Source organism: Candidatus Pelagibacter sp. PS_16, from assembly GCF_059417965.1.
The window spans coordinates 222,076-247,506 of sequence record NZ_CM182074.1 but is presented as its reverse complement, the minus strand read 5'-3'; the positions used below and the strand labels follow the sequence as shown (position 1 = coordinate 247,506).

26 protein-coding genes are annotated in these 25,431 nt (G+C 30.3%); 8 read left to right on the top strand and 18 right to left on the bottom strand.

Translation table 11 applies throughout. From position 1 onward, the window contains the following. Nucleotides 1-11 precede the first annotated feature (11 nt). Genes AC5SL0_RS01285 through AC5SL0_RS01270 form a run of 4 tightly spaced genes read right to left on the bottom strand, consistent with a single transcriptional unit; the run spans nucleotide 12 to nucleotide 2,990 of the window. The gene (locus AC5SL0_RS01285) at nucleotides 12-623 is read right to left on the bottom strand and encodes an RlmE family RNA methyltransferase (RefSeq protein ID WP_006997257.1); all 612 of its coding nucleotides are present in this window, start codon (nucleotides 621-623) and stop codon (nucleotides 12-14) included. Then, on the bottom strand, nucleotides 624-1,535 hold the full coding sequence (locus tag AC5SL0_RS01280; protein ID WP_494618455.1) for a glycosyltransferase: 912 nt from the start codon (nucleotides 1,533-1,535) through the stop codon (nucleotides 624-626). Next, the gene (gene pssA / locus AC5SL0_RS01275; protein ID WP_006997259.1) at nucleotides 1,536-2,339 is read right to left on the bottom strand and encodes a CDP-diacylglycerol--serine O-phosphatidyltransferase; all 804 of its coding nucleotides are present in this window, start codon (nucleotides 2,337-2,339) and stop codon (nucleotides 1,536-1,538) included. A gap of 3 nt (nucleotides 2,340-2,342) precedes the next feature. Beyond that, nucleotides 2,343-2,990: a phosphatidylserine decarboxylase gene (locus AC5SL0_RS01270; protein WP_011281835.1), complete on the bottom strand. Its 648-nt coding sequence runs from the start codon at nucleotides 2,988-2,990 to the stop codon at nucleotides 2,343-2,345. 77 nt (nucleotides 2,991-3,067) lie between these two features. Here AC5SL0_RS01270 and AC5SL0_RS01265 point away from each other — a divergent pair, with 77 nt between their 5' ends. Continuing rightward, a complete protein-coding gene (locus AC5SL0_RS01265; protein WP_006997261.1) occupies nucleotides 3,068-4,282 on the top strand; it encodes an NADP-dependent isocitrate dehydrogenase in 1,215 nt (404 codons plus the stop codon). Here AC5SL0_RS01265 and alaS read toward each other — a convergent pair. From alaS to AC5SL0_RS01235, 6 genes are all read right to left on the bottom strand, one after another. Then, entirely contained in the window at nucleotides 4,275-6,944 is a 2,670-nt protein-coding gene (alaS, locus tag AC5SL0_RS01260; RefSeq protein WP_027306693.1) for an alanine--tRNA ligase, read from the bottom strand. The two genes, AC5SL0_RS01265 and alaS, sit on opposite strands and share 8 nt — an antisense overlap. A 97-nt stretch (nucleotides 6,945-7,041) precedes the next feature. Then, complete coding sequence (recA, locus tag AC5SL0_RS01255) at nucleotides 7,042-8,193, bottom strand: recombinase RecA (protein WP_006997263.1); 1,152 nt, start codon at nucleotides 8,191-8,193, stop codon at nucleotides 7,042-7,044. 104 nt (nucleotides 8,194-8,297) lie between these two features. Then, nucleotides 8,298-9,596: a TolC family outer membrane protein gene (locus AC5SL0_RS01250; protein ID WP_018413917.1), complete on the bottom strand. Its 1,299-nt coding sequence runs from the start codon at nucleotides 9,594-9,596 to the stop codon at nucleotides 8,298-8,300. Beyond that, nucleotides 9,596-10,522 carry a uridine kinase gene (locus AC5SL0_RS01245; RefSeq protein WP_494574190.1) on the bottom strand — a complete coding sequence of 309 codons (927 nt, stop codon included), beginning with the start codon at nucleotides 10,520-10,522 and terminating at the stop codon, nucleotides 9,596-9,598. Before AC5SL0_RS01245 ends, AC5SL0_RS01250 begins: the two co-directional genes overlap by 1 nt. A gap of 7 nt (nucleotides 10,523-10,529) precedes the next feature. Beyond that, nucleotides 10,530-10,892 carry a GFA family protein gene (locus AC5SL0_RS01240; protein WP_011281829.1) on the bottom strand — a complete coding sequence of 121 codons (363 nt, stop codon included), beginning with the start codon at nucleotides 10,890-10,892 and terminating at the stop codon, nucleotides 10,530-10,532. Further along, complete coding sequence (locus AC5SL0_RS01235) at nucleotides 10,893-11,462, bottom strand: SOUL family heme-binding protein (protein WP_011281828.1); 570 nt, start codon at nucleotides 11,460-11,462, stop codon at nucleotides 10,893-10,895. It lies immediately after the preceding gene. Between the two features lie 165 nt (nucleotides 11,463-11,627). Here AC5SL0_RS01235 and AC5SL0_RS01230 point away from each other — a divergent pair, with 165 nt between their 5' ends. After that, nucleotides 11,628-12,023: a LexA family protein gene (locus AC5SL0_RS01230; protein ID WP_494618452.1), complete on the top strand. Its 396-nt coding sequence runs from the start codon at nucleotides 11,628-11,630 to the stop codon at nucleotides 12,021-12,023. Next, the gene (locus AC5SL0_RS01225; protein ID WP_011281827.1) at nucleotides 12,001-13,281 is read left to right on the top strand and encodes a Y-family DNA polymerase; all 1,281 of its coding nucleotides are present in this window, start codon (nucleotides 12,001-12,003) and stop codon (nucleotides 13,279-13,281) included. The genes AC5SL0_RS01230 and AC5SL0_RS01225 overlap by 23 nt, the downstream gene beginning before the upstream one ends. On the opposite strand, the gene AC5SL0_RS01220 is transcribed toward AC5SL0_RS01225, so the two are convergent. Further along, nucleotides 13,274-14,146, bottom strand: a complete 873-nt coding sequence (locus tag AC5SL0_RS01220) for a glycosyltransferase family 2 protein (RefSeq protein ID WP_027306695.1) — start codon at nucleotides 14,144-14,146, stop codon at nucleotides 13,274-13,276. The two genes, AC5SL0_RS01225 and AC5SL0_RS01220, sit on opposite strands and share 8 nt — an antisense overlap. Continuing rightward, nucleotides 14,143-15,465 (bottom strand): glycosyltransferase family 39 protein, encoded by a 1,323-nt coding sequence (locus tag AC5SL0_RS01215; RefSeq protein ID WP_034391627.1) that lies wholly within the window; start codon nucleotides 15,463-15,465, stop codon nucleotides 14,143-14,145. Before AC5SL0_RS01215 ends, AC5SL0_RS01220 begins: the two co-directional genes overlap by 4 nt. A 78-nt stretch (nucleotides 15,466-15,543) precedes the next feature. Between AC5SL0_RS01215 and AC5SL0_RS01210 the strand changes: the two genes are divergently transcribed. After that, the gene (locus AC5SL0_RS01210) at nucleotides 15,544-16,086 is read left to right on the top strand and encodes a TraR/DksA family transcriptional regulator (protein ID WP_011281824.1); all 543 of its coding nucleotides are present in this window, start codon (nucleotides 15,544-15,546) and stop codon (nucleotides 16,084-16,086) included. 33 nt (nucleotides 16,087-16,119) lie between these two features. Here AC5SL0_RS01210 and AC5SL0_RS01205 read toward each other — a convergent pair whose 3' ends face one another. The 5 genes from AC5SL0_RS01205 to AC5SL0_RS01185 form a co-directional block, all read right to left on the bottom strand. Then, the gene (locus AC5SL0_RS01205; RefSeq protein WP_011281823.1) at nucleotides 16,120-16,893 is read right to left on the bottom strand and encodes an MOSC domain-containing protein; all 774 of its coding nucleotides are present in this window, start codon (nucleotides 16,891-16,893) and stop codon (nucleotides 16,120-16,122) included. A gap of 8 nt (nucleotides 16,894-16,901) precedes the next feature. Further along, entirely contained in the window at nucleotides 16,902-17,528 is a 627-nt protein-coding gene (locus tag AC5SL0_RS01200) for a glutathione S-transferase family protein (RefSeq protein ID WP_011281822.1), read from the bottom strand. Beyond that, nucleotides 17,525-18,541, bottom strand: coding sequence for an NAD(P)/FAD-dependent oxidoreductase (locus tag AC5SL0_RS01195; RefSeq protein WP_006997277.1), 1,017 nt, complete (start codon nucleotides 18,539-18,541; stop codon nucleotides 17,525-17,527). The genes AC5SL0_RS01200 and AC5SL0_RS01195 overlap by 4 nt, the downstream gene beginning before the upstream one ends. Continuing rightward, nucleotides 18,542-18,862 carry a 2Fe-2S iron-sulfur cluster-binding protein gene (locus AC5SL0_RS01190; protein ID WP_011281820.1) on the bottom strand — a complete coding sequence of 107 codons (321 nt, stop codon included), beginning with the start codon at nucleotides 18,860-18,862 and terminating at the stop codon, nucleotides 18,542-18,544. Nucleotides 18,863-18,945: 83 nt separating this feature from the next. Then, on the bottom strand, nucleotides 18,946-19,713 hold the full coding sequence (locus AC5SL0_RS01185) for a bacteriorhodopsin-like (protein WP_011281819.1): 768 nt from the start codon (nucleotides 19,711-19,713) through the stop codon (nucleotides 18,946-18,948). A 216-nt stretch (nucleotides 19,714-19,929) separates the two neighbouring features. Between AC5SL0_RS01185 and AC5SL0_RS01180 the strand changes: the two genes are divergently transcribed. After that, the gene (locus AC5SL0_RS01180) at nucleotides 19,930-21,825 is read left to right on the top strand and encodes a propionyl-CoA synthetase (RefSeq protein ID WP_494618448.1); all 1,896 of its coding nucleotides are present in this window, start codon (nucleotides 19,930-19,932) and stop codon (nucleotides 21,823-21,825) included. Beyond that, nucleotides 21,825-22,157, top strand: coding sequence for a DMT family transporter (locus AC5SL0_RS01175; RefSeq protein ID WP_494618447.1), 333 nt, complete (start codon nucleotides 21,825-21,827; stop codon nucleotides 22,155-22,157). The genes AC5SL0_RS01180 and AC5SL0_RS01175 overlap by 1 nt, the downstream gene beginning before the upstream one ends. Here the strand turns inward: AC5SL0_RS01175 and AC5SL0_RS01170 are convergent. Continuing rightward, nucleotides 22,154-23,458 carry a dihydroorotase gene (locus AC5SL0_RS01170; RefSeq protein WP_006997282.1) on the bottom strand — a complete coding sequence of 435 codons (1,305 nt, stop codon included), beginning with the start codon at nucleotides 23,456-23,458 and terminating at the stop codon, nucleotides 22,154-22,156. The two genes, AC5SL0_RS01175 and AC5SL0_RS01170, sit on opposite strands and share 4 nt — an antisense overlap. 43 nt (nucleotides 23,459-23,501) lie before the next feature. On the opposite strand from AC5SL0_RS01170, the gene ygfZ reads away from it, so the two are divergent. Together ygfZ and nadA are read left to right on the top strand one after the other, a co-directional pair. After that, entirely contained in the window at nucleotides 23,502-24,389 is an 888-nt protein-coding gene (ygfZ, locus tag AC5SL0_RS01165; RefSeq protein WP_494618445.1) for a CAF17-like 4Fe-4S cluster assembly/insertion protein YgfZ, read from the top strand. A gap of 51 nt (nucleotides 24,390-24,440) precedes the next feature. Beyond that, complete coding sequence (gene nadA, locus AC5SL0_RS01160) at nucleotides 24,441-25,430, top strand: quinolinate synthase NadA (protein ID WP_006997284.1); 990 nt, start codon at nucleotides 24,441-24,443, stop codon at nucleotides 25,428-25,430. Nucleotide 25,431 lies beyond the last annotated feature (1 nt).

Sequence of the window (25,431 nt, the reverse complement as noted above, 5' to 3'; positions counted from 1 at the left end):
AAAAAAAGTCCCTATCTTAAGATTTTACAAATAATAAAACTTTCCTTAGATTCTTTTCTGCTAGACTTGGGTTTAAACACCTTCACTTCTTTAAATAATTTTTTGCCCAAAGCAACAATTTCGTTAAATGATGAGCCTAGAAAAATCTTAGAGACAAATCGTCCTTCTTTAACCAACATTTCTTTGGAAAAATTCATAGCCTCCATTGCAAGTTCACCAGTATAAATTGCATCTATATCTTTTATACCCGTTGTATTTACAGCCATATCAGAGACAACAACATCCACTTTTGATTTGAATAAAGCTTTTATTTTTTCTTGAGATTCTAAATCAGTAAAATCACCTTTGATTTGGATTGTATTCTCAATTTCTTCCATACCTTTTAAGTCGATTGAAACCAACCTTCCACTTTTTACTGTTCTTGAAATATATTGAGACCAGCTACCAGGTGATGCCCCTAAATCGATTACAGATATTCCATTTTTAAATATCTTAAATTTTTCATCTATTTCTATTAATTTATATGCTGATCTGGCTCGATACCCGTCTACCTGAGATTGTCTAACATAAATATCTCTTTTTTGTTTATTAATCCAGTTTTTAGAAATTCTATTTTTTTTCAATTAATGACCAAACCTTAAGCTTTTTGATAAAATTTTACCCTCTAAAGTTTTTATATCTATCTTTACTTCTCTATGTAATCTCATGTCTTTATCTCCATCCCAAATCCCAGATGCAAGATGTATTATACCCAGTTTATGATTGGGCAAGTAAGGCTCCACAAAGCTTTTTTCTTTTTCATTAAATTTTGGTAAAAGATTACTAACTAACCAATTGCAATTATGAGGTAGGAACTCTGTTTCTAAATCGTCAATGTAAACTGACATGTTAATAGCCAATTGTTCTGAACCAAAAATATTTCCAGCTTTAAGTGTTTGTTCTAAATTTTTTTGCCAAGTCGTCCAGCCAACTGAATTTTTTTCTAAAGAAAAAACACCAATATTAATATGTGGGGCGAAAGCAAGCTTCCGCGCTTTATCTATTCCAATTTTTGACTTTATTGCATGTTTAAAATTTTGAGATTTAATTATTGCTAATTGTCCAAATATCCATTTAACTTTGGACATTATTTTATATCCTGGTGTAAAGGTTTGAGTAATTCCTAATTTTCCATCTTCACAGGCCTTAAAATAAAGCTCTATTGAATTCCAATCCCCTACCCAAGCGTCACAATCTATCCATAAGAATTTTTCATAACTAGGAAAATATTTTGGTAAGAAAGCCCTAGACACTTGACTCTTTAGCCATTCTCTTCCTTTAACTTTAAATGCTGGAACATCAATATCCCATTCAGCTGATTTAATTTCATCTACTTTTTTAGATAATATATTTCTTTGTTGCTCGGATAAACCTGCATCTAGAATGCAAATTGCTGTATCTTTGCTTTGTTCAAAACTTTTAATAGAATCGACCAATTCATTAAGTAATTCAAAGTAATTTGAGTCTGCCAGAGATACAATTACATTTTTTTTCATCTATAGAATGTCTTCAAGGTCTTCTTTAGTGTCACTTTCACCATTTAAAATTTTCTGTTTATAAATTTTTTGATAACTAAAATATCCAACTGGAATTAAGCAAATATAGATTAATCCACAAATGACCAAAACTTTAAATGTGTATATTAACAAAAGTCCAAAAAATAAAACAACACCAAACAATGCAAAAATTGTCAAGTGACGAGGAATAGAAATTTTTTTAAATGCAAATGTAGGTACTTTACTGATCAATAAAAATGATATCAAAATAAACAGTATTGGTACTACTATATCGTAATTAATTTTGATTAAATTTATCTCGCTTAGACTTAATATTAAAGGCATCAATACCAAAATTCCACCTGCAGGTGACGGCACACCCTCAAAGTAATTGTCTTTCCATGATGGTTCAGAGTTTGAACTTACATTAAATCTTGCAAGTCTAAGGGCAACACAAACTACAAAAATCATTGTGAGTAACCAGCCAAATTTACCTAAATTATTTAAAGACCAAAAATACATTATAAAAGCTGGAGCTACTCCAAAACTAATTAAATCCGCCAATGAGTCTAATTCTTTTCCAACTAAAGAAGTTCCTTTTAACATTCTTGCAACTCTGCCATCTAATGCATCAAAAATTGCGGCAAAAATAATAGCTATAATAGATAATTCAAACTTTTCATCTAATGCAAATTTAATGGAACTTAATCCAATACACACATTTATTAATGTCAGTGCATTAGGCAAAAGCATTCTAGCTTTTTTATCTGATACTATTTTAAAATTATTTTTTGGTTGTTCCATAAGCTACTTTTTAGCTAATAGTGTTTCACCAGCAATTGTTTTTTGTCCAACTTTAACTAACGATTCATAATTCTCAAAATAAACGTCAGCTCTACTTCCAAATCTAATCATACCAATTCTTTCACCTTGTTGTAATTGTTGATCCTTTGAAGATTCGCAAACAATTCTTCTGGCAATTAAACCGGCGATTTGAACAACTATTATTTCTTCGCCATGAGTATTTGTTATCTTGTAATAGTTTCTTTCATTGTCTTCACTTGCTTTATCAAGTGATGCATTTAAAAATTTTCCAGGCTTATAAAGTATTTCTGAAATTTTACCTTCACAAGGAGTTCGATTTACGTGACAATCAAATACGTTCATAAAGATACTAATCTTAGTAAATTTTCTATCTTCTAAACCTAATTCTTTTGGACCATCTACTTCATGGACCATCAAAACTTCACCGTCAGCAGGACTGGTTAGATAGTTTTCATCATTTATTGAAATTCGCTCTGGATCTCTAAAAAAATAATAAACCCATATCGATAATACTAGACCAATTAATCCTAGAAAAGTGCTCAGGACATATAAAAATATTGTTACAATGATAGCTATCGCTAAAAATTTGTAACCTTCAGAATGAATTTTTGGGAAAATTTTCTCTAACATAAGCTTCTATTTGATAATTTTTTATTAATATGTATATAAAGCACTAAATTACAATTACTAATATATATTATTCATTTATGGCTAAAATAAAGGTTAAAAATCCAGTTGTTGAACTAGACGGTGATGAGATGACTAGAGTCATTTGGGAATTCATCAAAAGTAAATTGATTTTGCCTTATTTAGATTTGGATATTAAATACTACGATCTTGGTATGAAAAGTCGTGACGATACCGATGATCAAATAACAATAGATTCTGCTAACGCAATTAAAGAACATAGTGTTGGTATAAAATGTGCAACAATTACTCCGGATGAAGCACGAGTTGAAGAGTTTAAATTAAAAAAAATGTGGAGATCTCCAAACGGAACGATACGAAATATTCTTGGAGGTACAGTTTTTAGAGAGCCTATAATTTGTAAAAATATTCCAAAACTTGTTCCAACTTGGACAGACCCCTTAATTATTGGAAGACATGCTTTTGGTGATCAATATAGAGCAACAGATTTTAAAGTACCCGGTAAAGGTAAAATGGAAATAAAATGGACCGCAGAAGATGGCAGTGATGAAATTAAATATGAGGTCTTTAACTTTCCTGGACCAGGAATTGCTTTATCGATGTACAATTTAGATAAATCTATAGAAGACTTTGCAAGATCTTGCTTTAACTATGGAATAATTAAAAAATGGCCCGTTTATCTTTCTACTAAAAATACTATTTTAAAAATTTATGATGGTAGGTTCAAAGATATCTTTCAAGATATTTTTGATAAAGAGTTTAAATCTGATTTTGATAAACTTAACATTACTTATGAGCATAGACTAATTGATGACATGGTTGCTTGTGCTATGAAATGGAGTGGTAAATATATTTGGGCTTGTAAGAATTATGATGGAGATGTTCAATCTGATACTGTGGCTCAAGGTTATGGATCATTAGGGCTAATGACAAGTGTTCTTCTTGCACCAGATGGAAAAACTATGGAAGCAGAAGCGGCTCACGGAACTGTAACTAGACACTACAGAATGCATCAAGAAGGTAAAGAGACTTCTACAAATCCAATTGCTTCAATTTTTGCTTGGACTAGAGGTTTGGCACATAGAGGAAAATTAGATGGTAATGAAGATTTGATTAAATTTTCAACTACATTAGAAAAAGTTTGTATTGATTGTGTTGAAAATGGATCAATGACAAAAGATTTGGCAATTTTAATTGGGCCCTCAAGTAATTATCTAACGACTAATCAATTTTTAGATGAATTAGATGGTCAGCTTAAGAAAAAGCTTAATTAATTAGTTTTTTAATATTTTCAAAAGACTCTTCAATTTTATCAGGCAAAGTTCCTCCAGCTTGTGCAAAGTCAGCTCTGCCACCACCGCCTTTACCCCCAATAACTTCTGAACCAGCTCTAACAATTTTAACAGCATCAAACTTTTCTTCTAATGTTTTGGTAACACCTACAGCTAAGCCAACTTTATTATCATTGATTGCATAAATTATAACTAACCCTTCACCAATTTCTTTTTTGCCTTCATCGATTAGCTTACGTAAATCCTTAAATGGTAAATCCATAATATTTTGAAATCTAACTTTAAATCCATTAATAGTTTGATCGTTGATTTTATTTTTATCTTTATCTTTTAATATTGAGATAACTGAAAGTTGATCAAATTGTCTATTAAGGTCTTTTATTAAAGTTACTTGATCCTTGTTTTGAAGATTAGGTTTTCCTCCTAATTTAATAATCTTTGTCTCTAATTCTTTTATAACTGCCTCATTTTTTTGATCCGACAAATTGGATTGGTTTTCTTTTTCTTTTAAAAAATCAGTTAACTGCACATCTCTTAATGCTTCAACTCTTCTTACGCCTGCAGCAATAGATGATTGGCTAATAATCTTAAATTTTCCAATATCAGCTGTGTTTACAACGTGAGTTCCTCCACATAATTCAGTTGAGAAAAATTTACCTTCTTCATCTCCCATAGACAAAACTCTAACTTCATCGCCATATTTTTCTCCAAATAAAGCTAAGGCACCATTTTCAACAGCTTCTTTAGGTGTCATTATTCTTGTTTTCACCTCTGACTTTTTTTCAATTATTGAGTTTACATAATGTTCAATTTTTCTAATCTCTTCGTCTGAAATAGGTTTCATATGACTAAAATCAAATCTTAATCGATCAGATTGAACTAAAGATCCTTTTTGGGTTACATGCTCACCCAAAACTCTTCTTAATGCTTCGTGCAACAAATGAGTGGCAGAATGGTAAGCTCTAATATTATTTCTTCTCTGTGTATCTATTTTTAATTCAACACTGTCTTTTAGTTTAACTGAACCTTTTTTAACTTTTCCGTAATGAGCAAATAAATCCCCTAATTTTTTTTGAACATCAGACACTTCAAATTCAAAAATCTCTTTAGAGATTATTCCAGTATCTGCAACTTGTCCTCCTGACTCTCCATAAAATGGTGTTTGATTTGTTATTATAATGCCTTCATCGTTTTCTTGTAGATCTTGAACCTCTTTATTATTTTTAAGAATTAAAGTGACTACACCTTCTGCTTTATCTGTAGAATATCCTAAAAAATCAGTTGCCCCTAAACGATCTTTTATATCAAACCAAATTTGATCTACCGAACTATCCCCTGATCCTTTCCAATTTTTTTTTGCTAATTTTTTACTTTCTTTCATTAATAAATCAAACTTCTCCCCATCGACAGTCATTGATTTATTTTTCAAAATATCTTCTGTTAAATCTAATGGAAAACCAAATGTATCATAAAGCTTAAATGCCACTTCACCAGGCAATATCTTTTCTACTTTCTCTAGCTCTTCATTTAATATTTTTATCCCTCTATCTAATAAAACCAAAAACTTTTCTTCTTCTGTTTTTAATGTTTCTTTTATTAAAGATTGTGCTCTTTCAAGCTCTGGATAATTGTTAGACATTTCTTCTAGAAGCGTTTTAAAAATATTATAGAAAACTGGTTTTTTAGAACCAAGTAAATGTGAGTGTCTCATTCCACGTCTCATAATTCTTCTAAGCACATAACCTCTGCCTTCATTAGAAGGTAAAACTCCTTCTGCTAATAAAAATGAACTTGCTCGTAAATGATCTGCTATTACTCTAAAGCTTGATTGATTGTCATCAGTTACTTTAACGTTTAATGTGTCAGATGCAGATAGTATTAGTTTTTTAAAATGATCTGTTTCGTAGTTATCGTGTGTTCCCTGTAATAGTGCGGCTATTCTCTCAAGACCCATGCCCGTATCCACAGATGGTTTTGGTAAATTTATTCTCTTATCTTTTGAAATTTGTTCATATTGCATGAATACTAAATTCCATATTTCTATAAACCTATTACCATCTTCATTTTTAGTACCAGGTAGACCACCCTCTAGATGATCACCGTGATCATAAAATATTTCAGAACATGGTCCACAAGGCCCTGTGTCACCCATCGACCAAAAGTTATCTGACGTTGCTATCTTGATTATTCTATCATCGCTAAAACCAGCTATTTTCTTCCAAAAATTAAATGCTTCTTCATCGTCATGATAAACTGTTACATAGAGGCGATTTTTATCAATTCCGAACTCTTTAGTTATTAAATTCCATGCGTAACTAATTGCCTCTTCTTTAAAATAATCTCCAAATGAAAAATTTCCAAGCATTTCAAAAAATGTATGGTGTCTTGGTGTATAGCCTACATTTTCAAGATCATTATGCTTACCACCTGCCCTTACGCATTTTTGCGAAGTTGTTGCTCTTACATAGTCTCTTTTTTCTAATCCAGTAAATACATTTTTAAATTGTACCATTCCTGAATTTGCAAACATTAATGTCGGATCATTATTTGGAACTAAATTACTAGATTCAACAATCTTGTGATCATTTTTTTCAAAATAATCTAAAAAAGTTGTTCTAATTTGATTTAGTGTTTTGTCAGCCATATAATTAAAATACAGCTTTTTTATTTGATGTCTAGATAAGTGTAGGGAAAAAAGGCGCTTAAATTAAGCGCCTTTTAATAATTAAAGATGACTTTAACTAATTCTTTTTAGATGGAGGTGTTACTTCTTCCTTTGTTTCCAGTTTAGGCTCCTCTATTTGATCTTTTGCTGCTTTTTCTGGATCTAGTGGATTACCTTCAATTTTTTTTGCTATCACTCCAGCCTTTTCTCTAATTGCCATTTCAATTTCTGCAGCAATTTGAGGATTTTGCTCTAAATAAATTTTAGCATTTTCTCTTCCTTGGCCAATTTTTTCACCTTTATAAGCATACCAAGCTCCAGCTTTTTCAACAATGTCAGCTTTTGCACCAAGGTCAACTAATTCACCTACTTTACTAATACCTTTGCCGTACATTAGGTCAAATTCAACAACTTTAAATGGTGGTGCTACTTTATTTTTAACCACTTTAACTCTTGTTGAGTTACCAATAATTTCATCTCCATTTTTAATGGCACCAATTCTTCTAATGTCCATTCTAACAGATGAATAAAACTTAAGTGCATTTCCACCAGATGTAGTCTCTGGACTTCCAAACATAACTCCAATTTTCATTCTAATTTGGTTAATAAAAATCATCATTGTGTTCGTGCTTGAGATTGAGCCTGTTAGTTTTCTTAAAGCCTGACTCATTAATCTTGATTGAAGTCCTACATGGTGATCTCCCATTTCTCCTTCAATTTCAGCTCTAGGTGTTAGCGCTGCAACAGAGTCAATTACGATAACAGAAATCGATCCTGATTTAACTAAAGTATCAGCTATTTCTAGAGCTTGTTCGCCAGTATCAGGTTGTGAAATTAATAATTCTTCAGTATCTACACCAAGTTTTTTTGCATAAATTGGATCTAAGGCATGCTCTGCATCTATAAACGCACAAATTCCTCCAGCTTTTTGGGCTTCTGCTAATACTTGCAATGCTAAAGTTGTTTTACCAGATGATTCTGGTCCATAGACTTCAATAACTCTTCCTTTTGGTAAACCACCTATTCCAAGCGCTACATCTAAACTTAATGATCCTGTTGAAATAGACTCGACGTCCATTGCTCTTCTTTGGCCAAGTTTCATTACCGATCCTTTTCCAAAATTATCGATAATTTGGCTCATTGCCGCGTCCAAAGCTTTGTTTTTTTCGTTGCCTTCTGATTGTTGCGCTTTTGTAGATTTAACTACTTTTAGGTTGTTTTTAGTCATTTTATGCCTTTTTTATTAAATAATTAGTGTTCGAATCGTCTCTTAAATGTACACATTTTGTTCTTATTTTCAATAGTTATTTTTTTTATAATAAAATGGCTTAATTACTGTATTTTTAAGTAATTACTATTCAACAAACCAATGGCTTGAAGAAGTTTAAATTGTGAAAGTAAATAATTTCTTTCAGAATTTGCTAGGCTTATTTTTGAGTTTAATAAAATTGAGTTTGACTGAATAACATCAAGTGTAGATCTTCCAAGACCTGTTTCATATTCAACTGTTATTCCTTCATTTGCTGTTTCTGCCGCTTTAACTTGCGCAGTAACTGAATTCAATAAACTTTTTGATACTTGAAAGCTTGACCATGCACTTGCAATATTTGCATCATTTGTTTTTAAGGTATTATCTAATAATAATTTTTTTCTATTTTTCAAATTTTTACTTTTATTTAATGAGGCAGTATTTTTTCCACCATTAAAAATTGGCCATGAAATAGTTGCTTTTAATATTTCTTTATCACGCTCTCCAATACTTGAACTTACATTGTCTGATTTTGAACTATTAAAGGATAAAGATGCAGACGGTGATAGATCAGATCTGGCTATAGTTACATCTTGTTCAGATTGTTCATACTCTAACCTTGAAATAATTAAATTTGGATTAGTTGTTTTTGAAATTTCAATTGCTTCATTTAAATCTTTTGGTAATTCAAAAGTTAAATCTGAATTCTTGCTCAAAGTATTAGTATTTACAATTGGGCCTATAATTTTTTCATAGGTTAGCTTAGCTGTAATTGTTTCATTTTTTGCTTGTAAAAATTGTGCTTGCGCACCTGCAAGTGAAGACTCAGATTGTGCTAAATCAGATATAGTAATTTGACCTCTTTCTAATCTTGCTTGATTGGTCTCAACTTGCCTCTTTAACAGGTTAACGTTATCTTGATTAATCTTAAGTTTTTCATCAGAAAAAACTAAACCTGAATAAGCTTCAATAGCTTGGTACAAAATCTCCTGTTCAGTTTTTAAAAGTTTTGCCTCAGCTAAAGTTAATCCAATTTTACTTTTTTCCATGCTGGCTATACCTGCAAATCCTTGGAATAATTTTTGCTCAATATTTATTGATTGAGTTTTTGGATCGACATCAGTAAAAGAAGAATTAGCACCTGTTCCATCAGTTAGTTTTTCTGTATTTTCTTGGCTCTTAGAACCTGACAGTGTTACACTTGGTAAAAATTCACTTCTTGATATTTTTACATCTTCTCTAGAAACTTGAATATTTTCACGTTCTGCATTTAATACCGGGTTTTCATTGTACGCTTGTAACAATGCTTTTGATAAAGGTACTGAAAAAGCTTTTCCATTAAAAAGAATAATAGCTAAGGATATTAATATTATTTTTTTCATTATTTTTTAAATTTTATTTTTTCAATCTGATGATTACTATTTAAATTCATTATAACTGATGAGCTTTTTATCGCATCTTTAAACATTTGTTGAGTAATTCTTTGATAAGTCTGCATAAAGTTTATCACATCTCCACTGCTCATAATCTTTAGGTTTTTCTTGTTTTTTGTTTGAACCCAGAGCTTTCTCTCCTGTTTTAATCTCCATTCTCTTAATAAGTTAAAGTTTTTAGCCTTTAGATACAGCAATCCATCTAATTGCTTGAATAAGGTTTTGTATTTAGTTTTTAATTGATTGTTAACATGGGTTCTCCATTTAGTTCCTTGATCATAAACTTTTTCAAGTGAGTTAATTGGTTTTTTAAGCTGGCTACTTGATTGGGCTCTTGCTCCAACGCACCAACCTTCAAAAATGACCACATCAGGCTTTGTTTTGATTTTATACCATAAACTCTTTTGGCACCTATCATCTATTGCTTTATCAAATGTTGGAATTTGTAAACTTTTAAAGTTTTTATCTTTAATCTGTTTAAAAAAATTTAACATTAAATCTACATCGTGAGTTCCTGGTACTCCTCTTGTCATTAATAAAGGGTGTTTATTTTTAGACAATAATATTCTGTCTTTTCTTGTTTTATAAAAATCATCAATAGAAACTTTAAAAACATTTAACTTAAAATATTTTTTTAAAATTAAAGTTAAAATTGATGAGATAGTTGTTTTGCCTGACCCTTGTCCTCCAGCTAAACCTATCATTAATGGTCTTTTTTTATTAACTTTTTTTGCTATCCAAAAACTAACAGGTATTAAAAAGGATTTGATCATCTTATCTTTATTTTTAAATTTATCCTTCTTAGTTTCTTGAGAAGAGATAAATTTAAAACAATCTTTTTTTACTTTTTTAAAACAATCATTAACTGCTTGCATAAAAAAATCACTTATTGTCTAGAGGATGATTTTGTCCATCATTGACTGCAACATTTTCTAATTCAAACGTATTTATTTCATCTACGCATCCAAGATTAAATCCTGTCATAGCTGGATTGGCTCTTGGATTATGATGTGTATAAATTCCGCAGTTCGAACAAAAATAGTGTTTCGCAATTTTTGAATGAAATTGATAAAGTTTTAACTTATCCTCACCTTTAATTATTTTAAAATCTTCGTTCTTAACCATAGACATTATTGCTCCTTTTCTTTTACAAATAGAACAATTACATTTTAAAACTTTTTCTAAGTTATCAGGCATGTTTATTTCTGCTTCTACTTCTCCACAGTGACATGTTAGTTTTTTCATTTATATTTCTCCTTTATTTTTTATATTTATTTCAAACATTGCTTCATTTCTTCTATTCATGGGTAGCGTGAAAGGTCCATCGTAAGTTGCTTTAATAGGTGGGCTCAAAATTATCATATTATCTTTTTTTAATTCATTTTCTAAAATGCTTTTATGTTTAATAAAATTTTTATCAGAAGCCCTTCCTGAATATCTAATAACTGCATAATAACCACCTTTAATATTTAATATTTTAACATCTGGATTAGACGGGCTTGGTATGTTTTCTTTATTAAATCTTGAAGGTAAATAAAATTGCATGGTCATATTTCCTTTTTTTTCCATTTGGGTGACTGGTGTTGTCATCTTAATCTCTTCATTTTTAGTATTGTTACCTGATATGTAGTTAAATAATTTTCTAAAACTGTTGCCTTCATTTGATATATCTGTTTCAATTGCTAAACGATCAGAATATTTTCTGATTTCATAAACTTCATTTTTTTTCACTACTTCATAGTTTGCTTCTTCATATGACATACTGTTAGAAGTTATAATTAAGCTAAGAAACACAATTGATAGAAATTTTTTCATTTTAATATGAAGCTTAAACTATCTCTGGTTGAAGTTATCCACAAGAGCACAAAATGTAGTTTCAATGTTCACGTTTTGATTCACCTTTGATTCAGTTACAGACTCAAAATACAACCTATTGCGTGTACTGCATAACTAGTCTATAGATTAGAACAAAACAAGAACATGAAATTAACTATTCCCTTTTACTTGCATAAAGCTGGAGCTGGCTTTCCCTCTCCTGCAACAGATTACATTGAAGAAGATGTAGATCTTAATGTTCACTTAATCAAAAATGTTCCTGCAACTTTTATCATTAGAGTTCAGGGAAAATCGATGACTGATGTTGATATTTATGATGGTGACTTATTAGTTATTGATAGAAGCTTAAAACCTAAAAATTTTTCAACAGTGGTTGCAAATGTTCACGATGAGTTAGTTGTTAAAAGTTTTGTTAGATCTAAAGATGGACAATTTTTAACATCAGGTTCAAAAAATATTGAAGATAAAATAATCATTGGAGATGAATCTGAAGTATTTATCTGGGGGGTTGTGACTTATGTCATCCATTCAACGTACTAAGAAAATAGCATTAGTAGATTGTAATTCATTTTATGTTTCCTGTGAAAGATTATTCAATCCTAAGATTAGAAATAAGCCAGTTGTCGTATTGTCGAATAATGATGGCTGCATTATTGCAAGATCGAATGAAGCAAAGTTTCTTGGTATTAAAATGGGTGAGCCTTACTTTAAAGCTAAAGAAATAATACTTAAAAATAAAGTTTATGTATTTTCTTCAAATTATTCTTTGTATGGAGATTTATCTAGAAGAGTGATGAGAACTTTAAAAAGATTTAATCCTGAATTAGAAATATATTCAGTAGATGAGGCCTTTTTAGATTTGAGTAATTATCCAGATGATGAAGTAGAAGATGTGGGAAAAGAAATTAGAAGCATTATTTTACAATGGACAGGAATTCCAACTAGCATTGGTATTGCTAAAACAAAAACACTAAGCAAAATTGCAAATCATATAGCAAAGAAAAAACAATCTGGTGTTACAAACTTGATAGGAATTGAAAATATTGATCCACTATTAGAAAAAATAGATATCAACGATGTGTGGGGAGTTGGTAAACAGATGACAAAATTTTATCATCAAAATGGAATTTATAATGCCAAACAATTAAAAAATATGTCAAATACTTGGATTAAAAAAAGTTCTAATGTTTTAAGTTCTAGAACTGCCTTAGAACTTAGAGGTATTCCTTGTATCCCACTAGAAACTAAAACTTCCAAAAGAAAAAGTTGTGTAGTGTCAAGATCATTTGGTACAAGAGTTGAAAAGTTTCAAGAGTTAGAAGAGGCAGTTGCAAGCTATTGTTTAAATGCTTCAGAAAAAATTAGATCAGAATCTTTAATAGCAAAATCAATAACTGTGTCTGTTAGAACAAGCCCTTTTCAAAATAGAGGGGTGTATTATTCAAATGCTAAAACTATAGATTTTCCAATAGCTACCAATAATAGTATTGAAATAGTTAAAACTGCTTTGATTGCATTAAATGAAATCTTTATTAATGGATACAGATATCAAAAAGCAGGCATAACATTGACTGGTTTAGTTAGTTCAAGTGGCAGTAAAAATCTATTTTCCACTGAAAAAGATGAGAAAATTAAAGGCTTAATGAGATCTATTGATAGTACAAATTATAAGTATGGACGATCAACATTAAGTTTAGCTAGCGCTGGAGTAAATAAAAAATGGAATATGAGAAGAGACCACTCTTCAAAGATAGATACAGCTAATTTTCATTCGCTACCAATAATAAAAGCTATTTAAGTTGATCTATGCTGCTAATATTTTCTAAAGAGTTTTCAAATTCTAAAATACTTTCTCTCTGAGAAAGTATAATTACTGAAATCATCATAATAATAACTCCTATAACAGGAAATAATGTAATCCATGATAGATTACTGGCAATTAAAAATAAGTAAGCAATTAAAAAAAATATAGATCTAATCAATAGTGTCATTTTAAAAACAGCTATAATTGATAGTGAGTGTTTTAATAAGTTAATAAAACTCATTTTCGATGGACCAAAAAATCTTTTACCTCTTATTGATGGGATAGATTTTCTATCTTTAAATAGTTTAGCAACAGCACCTGAAAAACTACTCCATGTTGCTTTATCTTTTATCATTTTGTTAACTGCAAATTTAGGTAAGCAAATAAAGTTACCAAACTTAATAGACTGTCCGGTGAAAACAAAAGTTAAATATTTGTGTAAAAGGTAACAAAGTTTAAAGAAAGAACCTTCAGATCTTTTTACTCTATTAGCTGTAATAACTTTATCAGGATAATTATTTATCTTATTAATAAGAAGAGTTATTTCTTCCGGTCTATCTTCACCATCTCCATCCATTGGAATTATATAATCGTAATCTTCATGCTCAGCAATATATCTTAAGCCAGACGCATTACATCTAGCATGTCCCTTATTTGTTTTCATGTTGATTATTTTGATAGACGTAAGGTTATTAAAATTAAAATCATTGGAAGGTTTTTCTTCCGTAGAGCAATCGTTTACAATTATAATTGAGAATTCATGCTTTAAATCATTAACTTGTAAGTCTATATCTTCTAAAAGTTTAAAAGCTGACTGCCAATCATTATATATAGGGATTAAAATTTTTATCTTGCTCATCTATTTCCTACACAAATATTATCAATGCAAATATATTTCGACAATGAATTAAGCTTATCTTTTGTAATCACCCCTTCCCAAACGGGTCTAGAATTTAGGTGATATGATAAATTTCCAGCATGCCATTCATCGCCAAGGACAACATTAATTGGCAATGTATAATTTTGCTTCCATAAGTATTCAGTTTTAATTGCTATTTCTTTACCTAAATAATCTGTTCTTTTGTCAGTTTCAGTAATTGAAATATAAGCATAAGCAAAGGGTGAAAAAATAAACAAGATCAAAAATATTGATATAAACCCATTTAACTTTTTAAGATTTATTTGTGCTTGAAAGATATAGATAATAAATACACCAAAAAATAAATAAAATGGGGTCATCCACATTGTTCTTATTTTAGACCCTGTTAACATGGAGGTTAAGAACATTAATCCAATTGGAATTAGATTAATAAATATTAAGAACAATAGCTTCTTATCTTTTAAAGTTACTTTTAACTTAATTTTTTTTATTAAAAAAAATGACATTAAAAAAAATGGAATTAGTATTCCTATTTGTTTACCTAAAAATATTAAAGGGTAAGTTATATGATCTAATAAACTTGAAGTCTCAAGTCCTGTTCTGGCTAGCCCATATGTAATCGTAATGTAATCATTATTAGTTAACCAAATTAAATGAGGAATTAATAAAACAATAAAGACCTCAAAAGATATTAGATATTTAAAATCAAATTTTTGATATTTTTTTACAAAAATTATATAAAAAAATAATAGAACTATTGATATTAGAAGGTAAACAAAAAGATATTTTGATAAAAAACCTACGGCTGCAAAAACTCCAAGCAAAAAACAATGTTTAAAGTTTATTACTTTTTTATCAAATATTTTCCAAGAATAATAAACACACAACGACCAAAAAGGTAATTGGCAAACATTCACATTAAATTCGGGTGTTGTAAAATTATAGAAATAAATACCCTCTAAAAGAAGTACCGATATTAAGCTTAAAGTTTTATTCTTAAAAAGTTCTTCAGCAAATTTAAAAACAATAATAAATGCAGTTACTACAAACAATTGACTTAACAAATAATAAAACCAGTCCTGCGAACCAAATACTTGATAAATAACTTCTGGAAAAAATGCACTCGCTGGCGGATGTTTATTAAATCCCCAATCTAAATTACTTCCCCAAGCCAAGGCTTCAATTGTATCAAGTGGTAAATTGTTATTTGTTAATGTTGGAATCAATGTCCATAAAATTAAATGAATTATAAGAAAACTATAAAACAATTTATTTATATTGTTTTTATTGATTAACATTTCATTGATTTTATATGAATTAAGCTTGCTTGACACGTATTAATTGCTGAATATACTCCGGCCACTAAATTTATACATATGCCTAAAATCTCAAAACCATCTACTAAAAAACCAACAGCTAAAACAAAAAAAGTTGCTGCTGTAGTCAAAAAAGCTACTAAAGTAATAAAAAAAAATAGTACACCTGAAATCAAAGTAAAGGCACCAATTAAAATTTCAAAAACATATATCCCAAAAGAAACAGAAAAATATATGTGTGATAAGCATTTATCTTTTTTTAAGATAAAACTTACTGAATGGAAAAAAGAATTGGTAAAAGCAAATAATGAAGCTCTTTACAATGGGTCAATGGATGACAATAGTGTTTCAGCAGATATTGTTGATCAAGCAAGTTCTTACACGGATAAAACTGTAGAAATGAAAGCAATTAATAGACAAATCAAATTAATTTCTAAAATTGACCAAGCTTTAATAAGAATAAAAGATAAAACTTTTGGATTTTGTGCAGAAACTGCAGAACCAATTGGATTAAAAAGATTGATGGCTAGACCAGTTGCCCATCTTTGTATTGCAGCACAAGAAAAGCATGAAAAAGATGAAAAGGTATACGCTGATGATTAAACTTAAAAATTGATAGCTAAAACCTCTTTATTATTAACATTCCACTATATTTCCTGCTTCTACTTTGCCTTCATCTAAAGACCTCAAGTAAACACCCATATCACAATGATCGTAGTTTTTTTTTAATAACTTCAGCAAACTCTTATCACTAATATCTGTTTCAGGTTTTAAATTAACTGCAGTACAACGTGGAATATTTTTTTCTATTTTAAAAGAAATATTATTAATTTTTATAATCTTTCCAATCCATTTACGCTCTTCCCAAGCTTCAAGTCCTTCAATGTAAAAATTTCCTCTAAATCTCTCTAATTCAATTTTTTGATTAATTTTTTTTTCAAAATCTTTAATACTATTTAAATTTATAAGGGATATGGAATTAAAGATCTTATTTGAATGAGATGTATCAAAGAAAGGGGCAATATTACTTTGTAATAAGAAAATTGGTTTGGTTAATGAATTTTCTAATTCTAGTATTGTATTTACAAGTATAGATTTTTGCTCTGGATCATCTGCTATTATTGATAATAGCTGCTTGTCACCAAGTTTTAAAATTAATTTATTATTTTTGTATTCAAAATTATATTTATTTAAAACTGGTGAATTTTTTAATGTTAAGAAATTATTAAGCTTTCTTTCACTTGGATTTTTCTCAAGTATAAGAGCTTTTTTTGAGTCAATAATTCTGGTAAATGCAAAACTTCTATCATTTACAATTCCCAAATCTTTTTTAATGATACATGATTTGATATTGGTAAAAGATAAAGATTTTACAGGACTAAAGTATATTGATGAAATCAAAACACTCATAAAGATTATTATGGTTGTGGAATCTTAGAGTTGTTTTTTAATAAATCGTACCCTCTAATAACAGCTTCTCTTCTTGCAATATCTAAATACCATCTAGTTAAGTTGCTATAATTTTTAAGACCAATATCATGCCATTCATGTCTTGCAATCCATGGCCAAGTTGCAATATCTGCAATCGTATATTCATTTCCTGCTAAGTATTTTGATGAAGATAATCTTTCATCCAATTCGCTATAAATTCTTTTTGTAATTTTAAAATATCTTTCTTCTCCAAATTCACTTTTACCAGGATTATAATGATGAAATTGATGATGTTGCCCGATCATTGGTCCAATAATTCCCATCTGTGCCATCAACCATTGATTTATAACATTTCGATCTTTTGTTTCATAAAATTTATTATATTTTTCTGCTAAATATATAAGTATTGCTCCAGACTCGAATAATGACTGTCCATTTTCGTGATCTATAATTACTGGTATTTTTCCAAACGGGCTTATCTTTTTAAAATCTGTTTTAAATTGTTCATCTTTTGACAGATCAATTTTAGTAATTTTAAAATCACAACCTATTTCCTCTAACATTATTGTAATTTTTTTTCCGTTTGGAGTATCTGCTGTAAATAATTCTATCACTTTTTAACGCCAAGTCTTTCTTGGGCCGCCTTTGATGTGGTAGTAAATTCAAATCTTAACTTTTCATCAGGTCTAGCATATTTAAAACATCCTCTAGCAGCTAAAGCTCCTTCATGAAATCCTGAAAGTATCAATTTTAGTTTTCCAGGATAGGTACAAATATCTCCGATTGCAAATATACCATTTAGGTTTGTTTCAAAATTTTCTGTGTTAACGGGAATTGTTTTTTTATCTAAGTTTAAACCCCAGTCTACAATAGGACCAAGCTTCATAATCAGTCCAAAAAAGCCCAAAACATAATTTGTTTCTAACTCTTTTAAACTTTCGTCGTCATGTTTTATTTCTATTGATTTAATATTTTGCTCTCCCTTAACTGAGTTTAATTGGTATTTAGTATAAATTTTTAGTTTTCCAGATTTTTCTAATTCTTTAATTTTATCTATGCTCAATTGAGCTCCTGTAAATTCATCTCTTCTGTGTATTAAGTTTACATATGAGCTTTTTGATAATTCAATTGCCCAATCTAATGCTGAATCTCCCCCTCCAAATATTGAAATTGTTTTATCCTGAAAAATTGTTTTATCTTTAATTGAGTAAAATAAAGATCGATTTTCATATTTTTCACATTCTTTTGGCGAAAATTTTCTTGGCTCAAATGATCCCACACCACCAGCAATAATTATATTAGGTGTTTCAAACTCTTTATTTTTATTTGTTTTTACAATCCACTTATTATTAACTTTATTAACTTCTTCTACTCTTTCATTAAGATGAAATTTAATATTAAAAGGCTTTATTTGTTTGATTAAATTATTAGTTAATTCCTCTCCAGTACATTCTGGAACTGCTGGAATATCATAAATTGGTTTGTCTGGATAAAGTTCAATACATTGGCCTCCAATTTTATCTAAATTATCAACTATCTCACAATTCAATCCAATTAAACCTAGTTGATGAGCACAAAATAATCCTGTTGGACCTGCGCCAATTATTAATGCATCTGTTTTAATCATTTAACCTTGTTTTGATGGAATGCTAACTGTTAGTCCATCTAATTCATCTGAAACTAATATTTGACAACTCAATCTACTGTTTTGTTTTGGTTCAAACGCCATATCTAACATATCTTCTTCCCCATCTTCTTTTTTTGGAAGTTTGTCAAACCATTCTTCTTTGACATAAACATGACAAGTAGCACAAGCCATTCCACCACCACAATCAGCATCAATTCCAGGAATGTCGTTTTGAACAGCGCCCTCCATTACACTCAATCCATTGGAGACTTCTATGGTATGAGACTTTCCATTATCTTCTAAGTATGTAATCTTTGGCATATATCTAAATATAATGAGATAAAAAAAAAGGGCAAGTATGTAAAAACATACCTGCCCTTCTTCTAATTATTTAACGAGTAAAACTACTTAGCTCTACCAGGTTGAGACATTGCTGCTGCCCAAATGATTAGACCAAAAGCGATCTTGTTCAAAAAGTCAGCTGCGTTGTAAATCACGTTTAGTGAGCTTGCGTCCATTCCACCAGTCATGTAACCAAATACATAACCTAATGGGTAGATAGCCCAACCAACTGTAACGATCATTCTCATTGCACCAAATGCAGTAACAAGAGCCTTGTTTCCACTTTTCGCTGCATTTTTTCCTGCTTCGCCTGAGAATACTTCATAAAGAATGTAGAACCATCCAGCCATACCGATTACAAAACCAAGTGTAGTGTTGATGTATCCTGCTTCTCCTAAGTATCCACCGATTAACATTACTAAAGTACCAATCATCAATCTCCAGAAAATTCCAGAGTTTGCTTTGTTTACTGCTGCAAGAACAAAATAGAATTCTAACATCAATAATGGAACTGTAATTAACCAGTCAATATATCTGTATACTGTTGGTGACTCACCAGTCATAACCCACACATCTCTCATGTACATGTAGTGAATAAATGCAATACCAGTAACTAGTCCTGCAACAGTGATTGAAACTCTCCAGCCAGCTGGAACCGATGCTCTTTCAATAAAAAAGAATGCCGTTGACGCTAATAACGCCATTGACACAAGCCAGAATGAAATTCCAACAAAGTCATCAGAAGCTAACAGTGTAGTTTCTGCGTTTGCTACACCTGAAACACCCATTAGGGCTACAGCTGTAAGAGCAAACAATTTTAGTTTTTTCATAAAAAACTCCCTCTTTCGTTAGTTTTTAACTTTTTAGTTTATATAAACTAGACTTAAACAAATGCTTAAGTCATGTTGAGGATTAACTATCAAAATAATTAAGTTTTTAGAAGGTTTAATTGCCTCTAATTTGTGTTGATTTTACTTACTTTTTGAATTTTAATACAATTTTTAATTTAATAAGTCTTAAAATATCAAAATAAAGAATCATTAGTGATGAATAAAAAATTCAATGAAATTTATCAAAACTCTATAAAAAACCCTGAAGATTTTTGGCAAGAAGTGTCTAACGATATTTTTTGGTTTAAAAAACCAACAAAAATTCTAAACAAATCTAATCCTCCTTTTTATAAATGGTTTGAAGATGGGGTGACTAACACCTGTTATAATGCTTTAGACCTTCATATTGATGAAGGTAGAGGTGAAAAATTAGCTTTAATCTATGACAGTCCCATAACTGGCAACAAAAAGCAGTTTACCTATAAAGAATTAAAAGAAAAAGTTTCAAAATTTGCAGGAGCTTTAAAAAACCAAGGGGTTAATAAGGGAGATAGAGTTATAATTTATATGCCCATGATCCCAGAGGCAGTTATTGCAATGTTGGCTTGTGGAAGAATCGGGGCAATTCACTCAGTAGTATTTGGTGGTTTTGCATCTAGTGAATTAGCAAGCAGAATCGATGATAGTAAAGCAAAAATATTAGTTACGGCTTCGTGTGGTTTTGAACCTGGAAGAACTGTTGAGTACAAACCGCTAGTGGATGAGGCCATAAAAATGGCATCACATAAGATAGAAAAATTAATCCTATTTCAAAGATCTGGAAATGAAGCAAATATAAATGCTCCAAAAGAAATCAGTTGGGATGAAGCACTTTCAAATGCAAAAGAAGTAGATTGTGTTGAAATGAATTCAAATGATTTAGCTTATATTTTATATACCTCAGGAACTACGGGTGTTCCAAAAGGAATAGTTAGAGATATTGGTGGTCATATAGTTGCTCTAAAATGGACTATGAAAAATATTTACAATATTGATGCGGATGATGTCTGGTGGTCAGCAAGTGATATTGGCTGGATAGTTGGTCATTCTTATATAGTCTATGCTCCTTTGTTTAAAGGTTGCACCACAGTACTATTTGAAGGAAAACCTGTTGGCACTCCTGATGCTGGTGCTTTTTGGAAAATAATTTCTGATTATAAAGTAAAATCACTTTTTACTGCACCAACTGCTTTTAGGGCTATTAAAAAAGAAGACCCTGAGGGAAAGTTTTTTTCTAAGTATGATTTAAGTAAATTTGAGTCATTGTTTTTAGCTGGTGAAAGGGCTGATCCTGATACCATTAAGTGGGCAGAAAATTTATTAAAAGTTCCTGTAATTGATCATTGGTGGCAAACTGAAACTAGTTGGGCAATTAGTTCTAATTGTACAGGAATTGAAATGATGAAAACAAAGTATGGCTCAGCTTGTAAGGCTGTTCCTGGTTATGACGTTCAAGTTATGAAGCCAGATCAAACTTTAGCAAAACCTAATGAGATGGGAGATATAGTTATAAAATTACCTTTGCCTCCTGGAACTTTTCCAACACTATGGAATGCAGATAAAAGATACAAAGATAATTACATGACCAACTATGACGGTTACTATGAAACTTATGATGCAGGTCATATAGATGAAGATGGTTACATTTGGATTATGTCTAGAACAGATGATATTATTAATGTTGCAGGTCATAGATTATCAACTGGAGCAATTGAAGAAGTTTTATCAGAACACCAATCAGTTGCTGAGTGTGCAGTATTAGGCGTTGCGGATAAATTAAAAGGACAATTACCAATTGGTTTGGTCGTTCTTAAATCTGGTGTTGAAAAAGATCACGCAACAGTTTCCAATGAGTGCATTCAGATGGTTAGAGATAAAATTGGTCCTGTTGCTGCATTTAAGATTGTAATTGTTATTAAAAGATTGCCAAAAACAAGATCTGGAAAAATATTAAGAGGAACAATAAGAAAAATTGCTGATGGGGAAGATTATAAAATGCCAGCAACTATTGATGATCCTGCAATTTTAATTGAGATAAAAGAAGACTTAATGAAAAATAATATTCTTAAATAATGATAAAGACATATTTATTTTTAACTATTGCAATTTTTTGTGAGGTAGGTGGAACAATGTTATTACCCATTTCACAAAATTTTACCAAAATAATTCCAACCACAACACTTGCAATTTTGTATCTATCTTCATTTTACCTTTTAACATTTGTGGTTGACAAACTTCCTATCGCCATTGTTTATGCAACATGGAGTGGCCTTGGTATATTTACAATTGCAATATTAGGATATATTTTCTTCAAACAATCACTATCATGGCAGGCTGTTTTAGGGTTATTCTTTATTGTTACTGGTGTTGTTCTGGTAAATAGCTTTACTATAAAAACTATTTAAAATTTTAAAGGCTTACCGTCAGGTTCACCCAAAATCTTACCATCTCTCATTTTGATTTGGCCAGCAATAATTGTTGACACAGGAGTTCCTTTAAATTCATACCCATCAAAAGGTGACCAAGCACATTTACTTTCAATATTTTCATTTTTAATTGTAATTTTTTTATTCATATCAACAATTGTAAAGTCTGCATCAAATCCTTCTTTAATAAAACCTTTGTCTTGAATGCCAAAAATTTTTACTGGATTTTCACATATAGAATTCATTAATTGTTCTAAACTTAATTTTCCATCATTAACATGGTTTAACATAACCGGTAAAAGTGTCTGAACACCTGGCATTCCAGATGGTGAATTGGGATATTTTTTTTCTTTGTTTTCTTTTAAGTGTGGAGCATGATCAGATCCAATTGTGTCATTAAGATTATTTTTTACTCCATACCATAACCTGTCATAATGAGACTTATCTCTTATTGGTGGGTTCATTTGAGCATATGTTCCAAGTTTATCATAACAATCTGGGGCGTAGATTGTTAGATGTTGAGGTGTTATCTCAAATGTGATGTTACCTTTGTGCTGCGATAAAAAATCAATTTCTTGTTTGGTTGTTACATGAAGGATGTGTGCTTTTTTTTTATATCGCTCAGCTATTCTTACAATTCTTCTAGTCGATGAAATTGCACATTCTTCACTTCTCCAAATTGGATGTGAGTGAACATCTCCATCTTTAATTAATTTTTTATTCCTATTTAAAATTTCTTCATCTTCAGAGTGAACTGAAACAACTTTAGAGCTACTTTTAAATACTTTCTCAATATCTTCTTCAAATTGAACCAATAGATTTCCTGTCGAAGAACCAGCAAAAAGCTTAATTCCACAACATCCTTCTAAGTTTTTTAAGTCTGCTAACTCGTCAGCGTTGTCTGGTGTTGCGCCAAAATAAAAAGCATAGTTGCAATACATTCTATTTTTTGCAAGATCTAATTTCTTTTGAAATTCAATTTTATTAGAAGTTGGTGGATTAGTATTTGGCATTTCAAAAACACTCGTTATTCCTCCAACAATTGCTGCCTTACTTCCAGAATGAAGATCTTCTGTGTCAGTTGATCCGGGTTCCCTAAAATGAGTTTGAGTATCAATACATCCTGGTAAAACAGTTAATCCCTTGGCATCAAAAACTTCTTTTGCTTCACTATCAATTTTACCAATTTCTATGATTTTACCATCTTTGATTGCTATATCTTGATCTTTAAGATCTTTATCTATGTAGCAAGAACCGTTTTTAATTATTAGATCTAACATTTATGAAAAAAGTAATTATATTATATTAAGACATCAATCAATTATGAATAATCAAAATGTATACATTTTAGAAGATAGAGGAATTCTGTATATAAACGGTGCAGATGCTAAAGAATTTTTACAGAATATGATTAGTAATGACATTAATAAAGTAAGTGAAGACAGTAGTTGTTTTGCATCACTATTAACTCCTCAAGGAAAATTTCTTTTTGCTTTTATTATCATAAAACACAAGTCTGGCTACTTCATTGACTGTGAAAAATCTCAAACAGAAGCACTTTTCAAACAACTTAGTGTCTATAAACTTAGATCAAAAGTTGAAATTATGAATCTTAGTAACGAATTTGTTGTAGCTGCGTTTAATAAAGAAAAATTTTTAGAATTTGAAGGATCAAAAGATATTGCTGGGAACACAATTAAATATAGAGAAGATTCTATTTTGTTAGACCCAAGAAATAAAGATTTAGGTGCAAGGCTTATCATCAATTTAGAAAAGCTTTATCTGTCTTTAAAAAAATTAGAGCTAAAAGATTCCTCAATTGCTGAATATTATAAATTGAGTCATCAATTAGGAATTCCTCAAAAAAACATGAATGAATTACAGAATAAGCTATTTGGAATTGAATGTAACTTTGAAGAATTGAATGGAATAGACTTTAAAAAGGGCTGTTATGTTGGGCAAGAGAATACTGCAAGAATTAAATTAAAAAATAAACTTTCAAAAAGATTATTACCTATTTATTTAATTGAAGGAGAAATAAATCAAGATGATTTAATCTATAATGGTGATTTTGAGATAGGAAAAGTTTTAATAAGTAATGAATATCCTTTTGCTTTAATTAAATATTTGGATGATAATTTTAATCAAGAAAATGAGTTTAAAAGCAAAAACGCTAAGTTAAAAATCAAAATTCCTAGTTGGATTAATTAGTGCGTCAGAATAAATGCATGACAAGATTGTATCAAATTGATAGGTTTTAATATGGAGTTTACTGAAGAAGTAAAAAAAGCAACCGATCCAATTTATCAAAAAATCTCTAAGGTTTTACCTGAGATTGAATGGTCAGTTCATGCTCCCTATATTCATAGAATTAATCAATTAAAAAAAGAAAAAAATGCGGTTATTCTTGCGCATAATTATCAAACACCAGAAATTTATCATGGTGTAGCAGATTTTGCAGCTGACTCTTTGGCTCTAGCAGTAGAAGCTTCAAAAACTTCAGCAGACATTATTGTAATGGCTGGTGTACACTTTATGGCAGAGACAGCAAAATTAATGAGTCCACAAAAAAAAGTTTTGTTACCTGATATGCTTGCAGGATGTTCCTTGTCGTCCTCTATTACAGGTAAGGATGTAAGATTATTAAAAGAAAAATATCCAGGTGTACCTGTTGTTTCCTATGTAAATACTTCGGCAGATGTTAAAGCTGAAACTGACATTTGTTGCACATCAGCTAATGCTGTTAAGATTGTTAATTCTCTTGGTGTTAAAAAAGTTATATTTCTACCCGATGATTATTTAGCTAAATATGTAGCTTCTCAGACAGATGTTGAAATTATTGCTTGGAAAGGAATTTGCATTGTTCATGACCAATTTAATGAAAAAGAAATTCACGATATAAGAAAAAATAATCCAGGAATAAAAATTATTGCACATCCTGAATGTCCACCCGATGTAATTAAGGCAAGTGACTTTGCTGGTTCAACTTCAGGAATGATCAAATATGTAGAGGACAATCAACCTAAAAAGGTAATGATGGTTACGGAATGTTCTATGAGTGATAATATTCAAGTGGAAAATCCTAATGTTGAATTTATTAAACCATGCAACCTATGTCCTCATATGAAAAGAATTACTCTACCAAAAATTTTGGCCTGTTTAGAAAATGAAACTGGTGAGATAATTATGGATAATGAAACTATCAATAAGGCTAGAATACCTGTTGAAAGAATGACTGCTATTGGCAGATAAT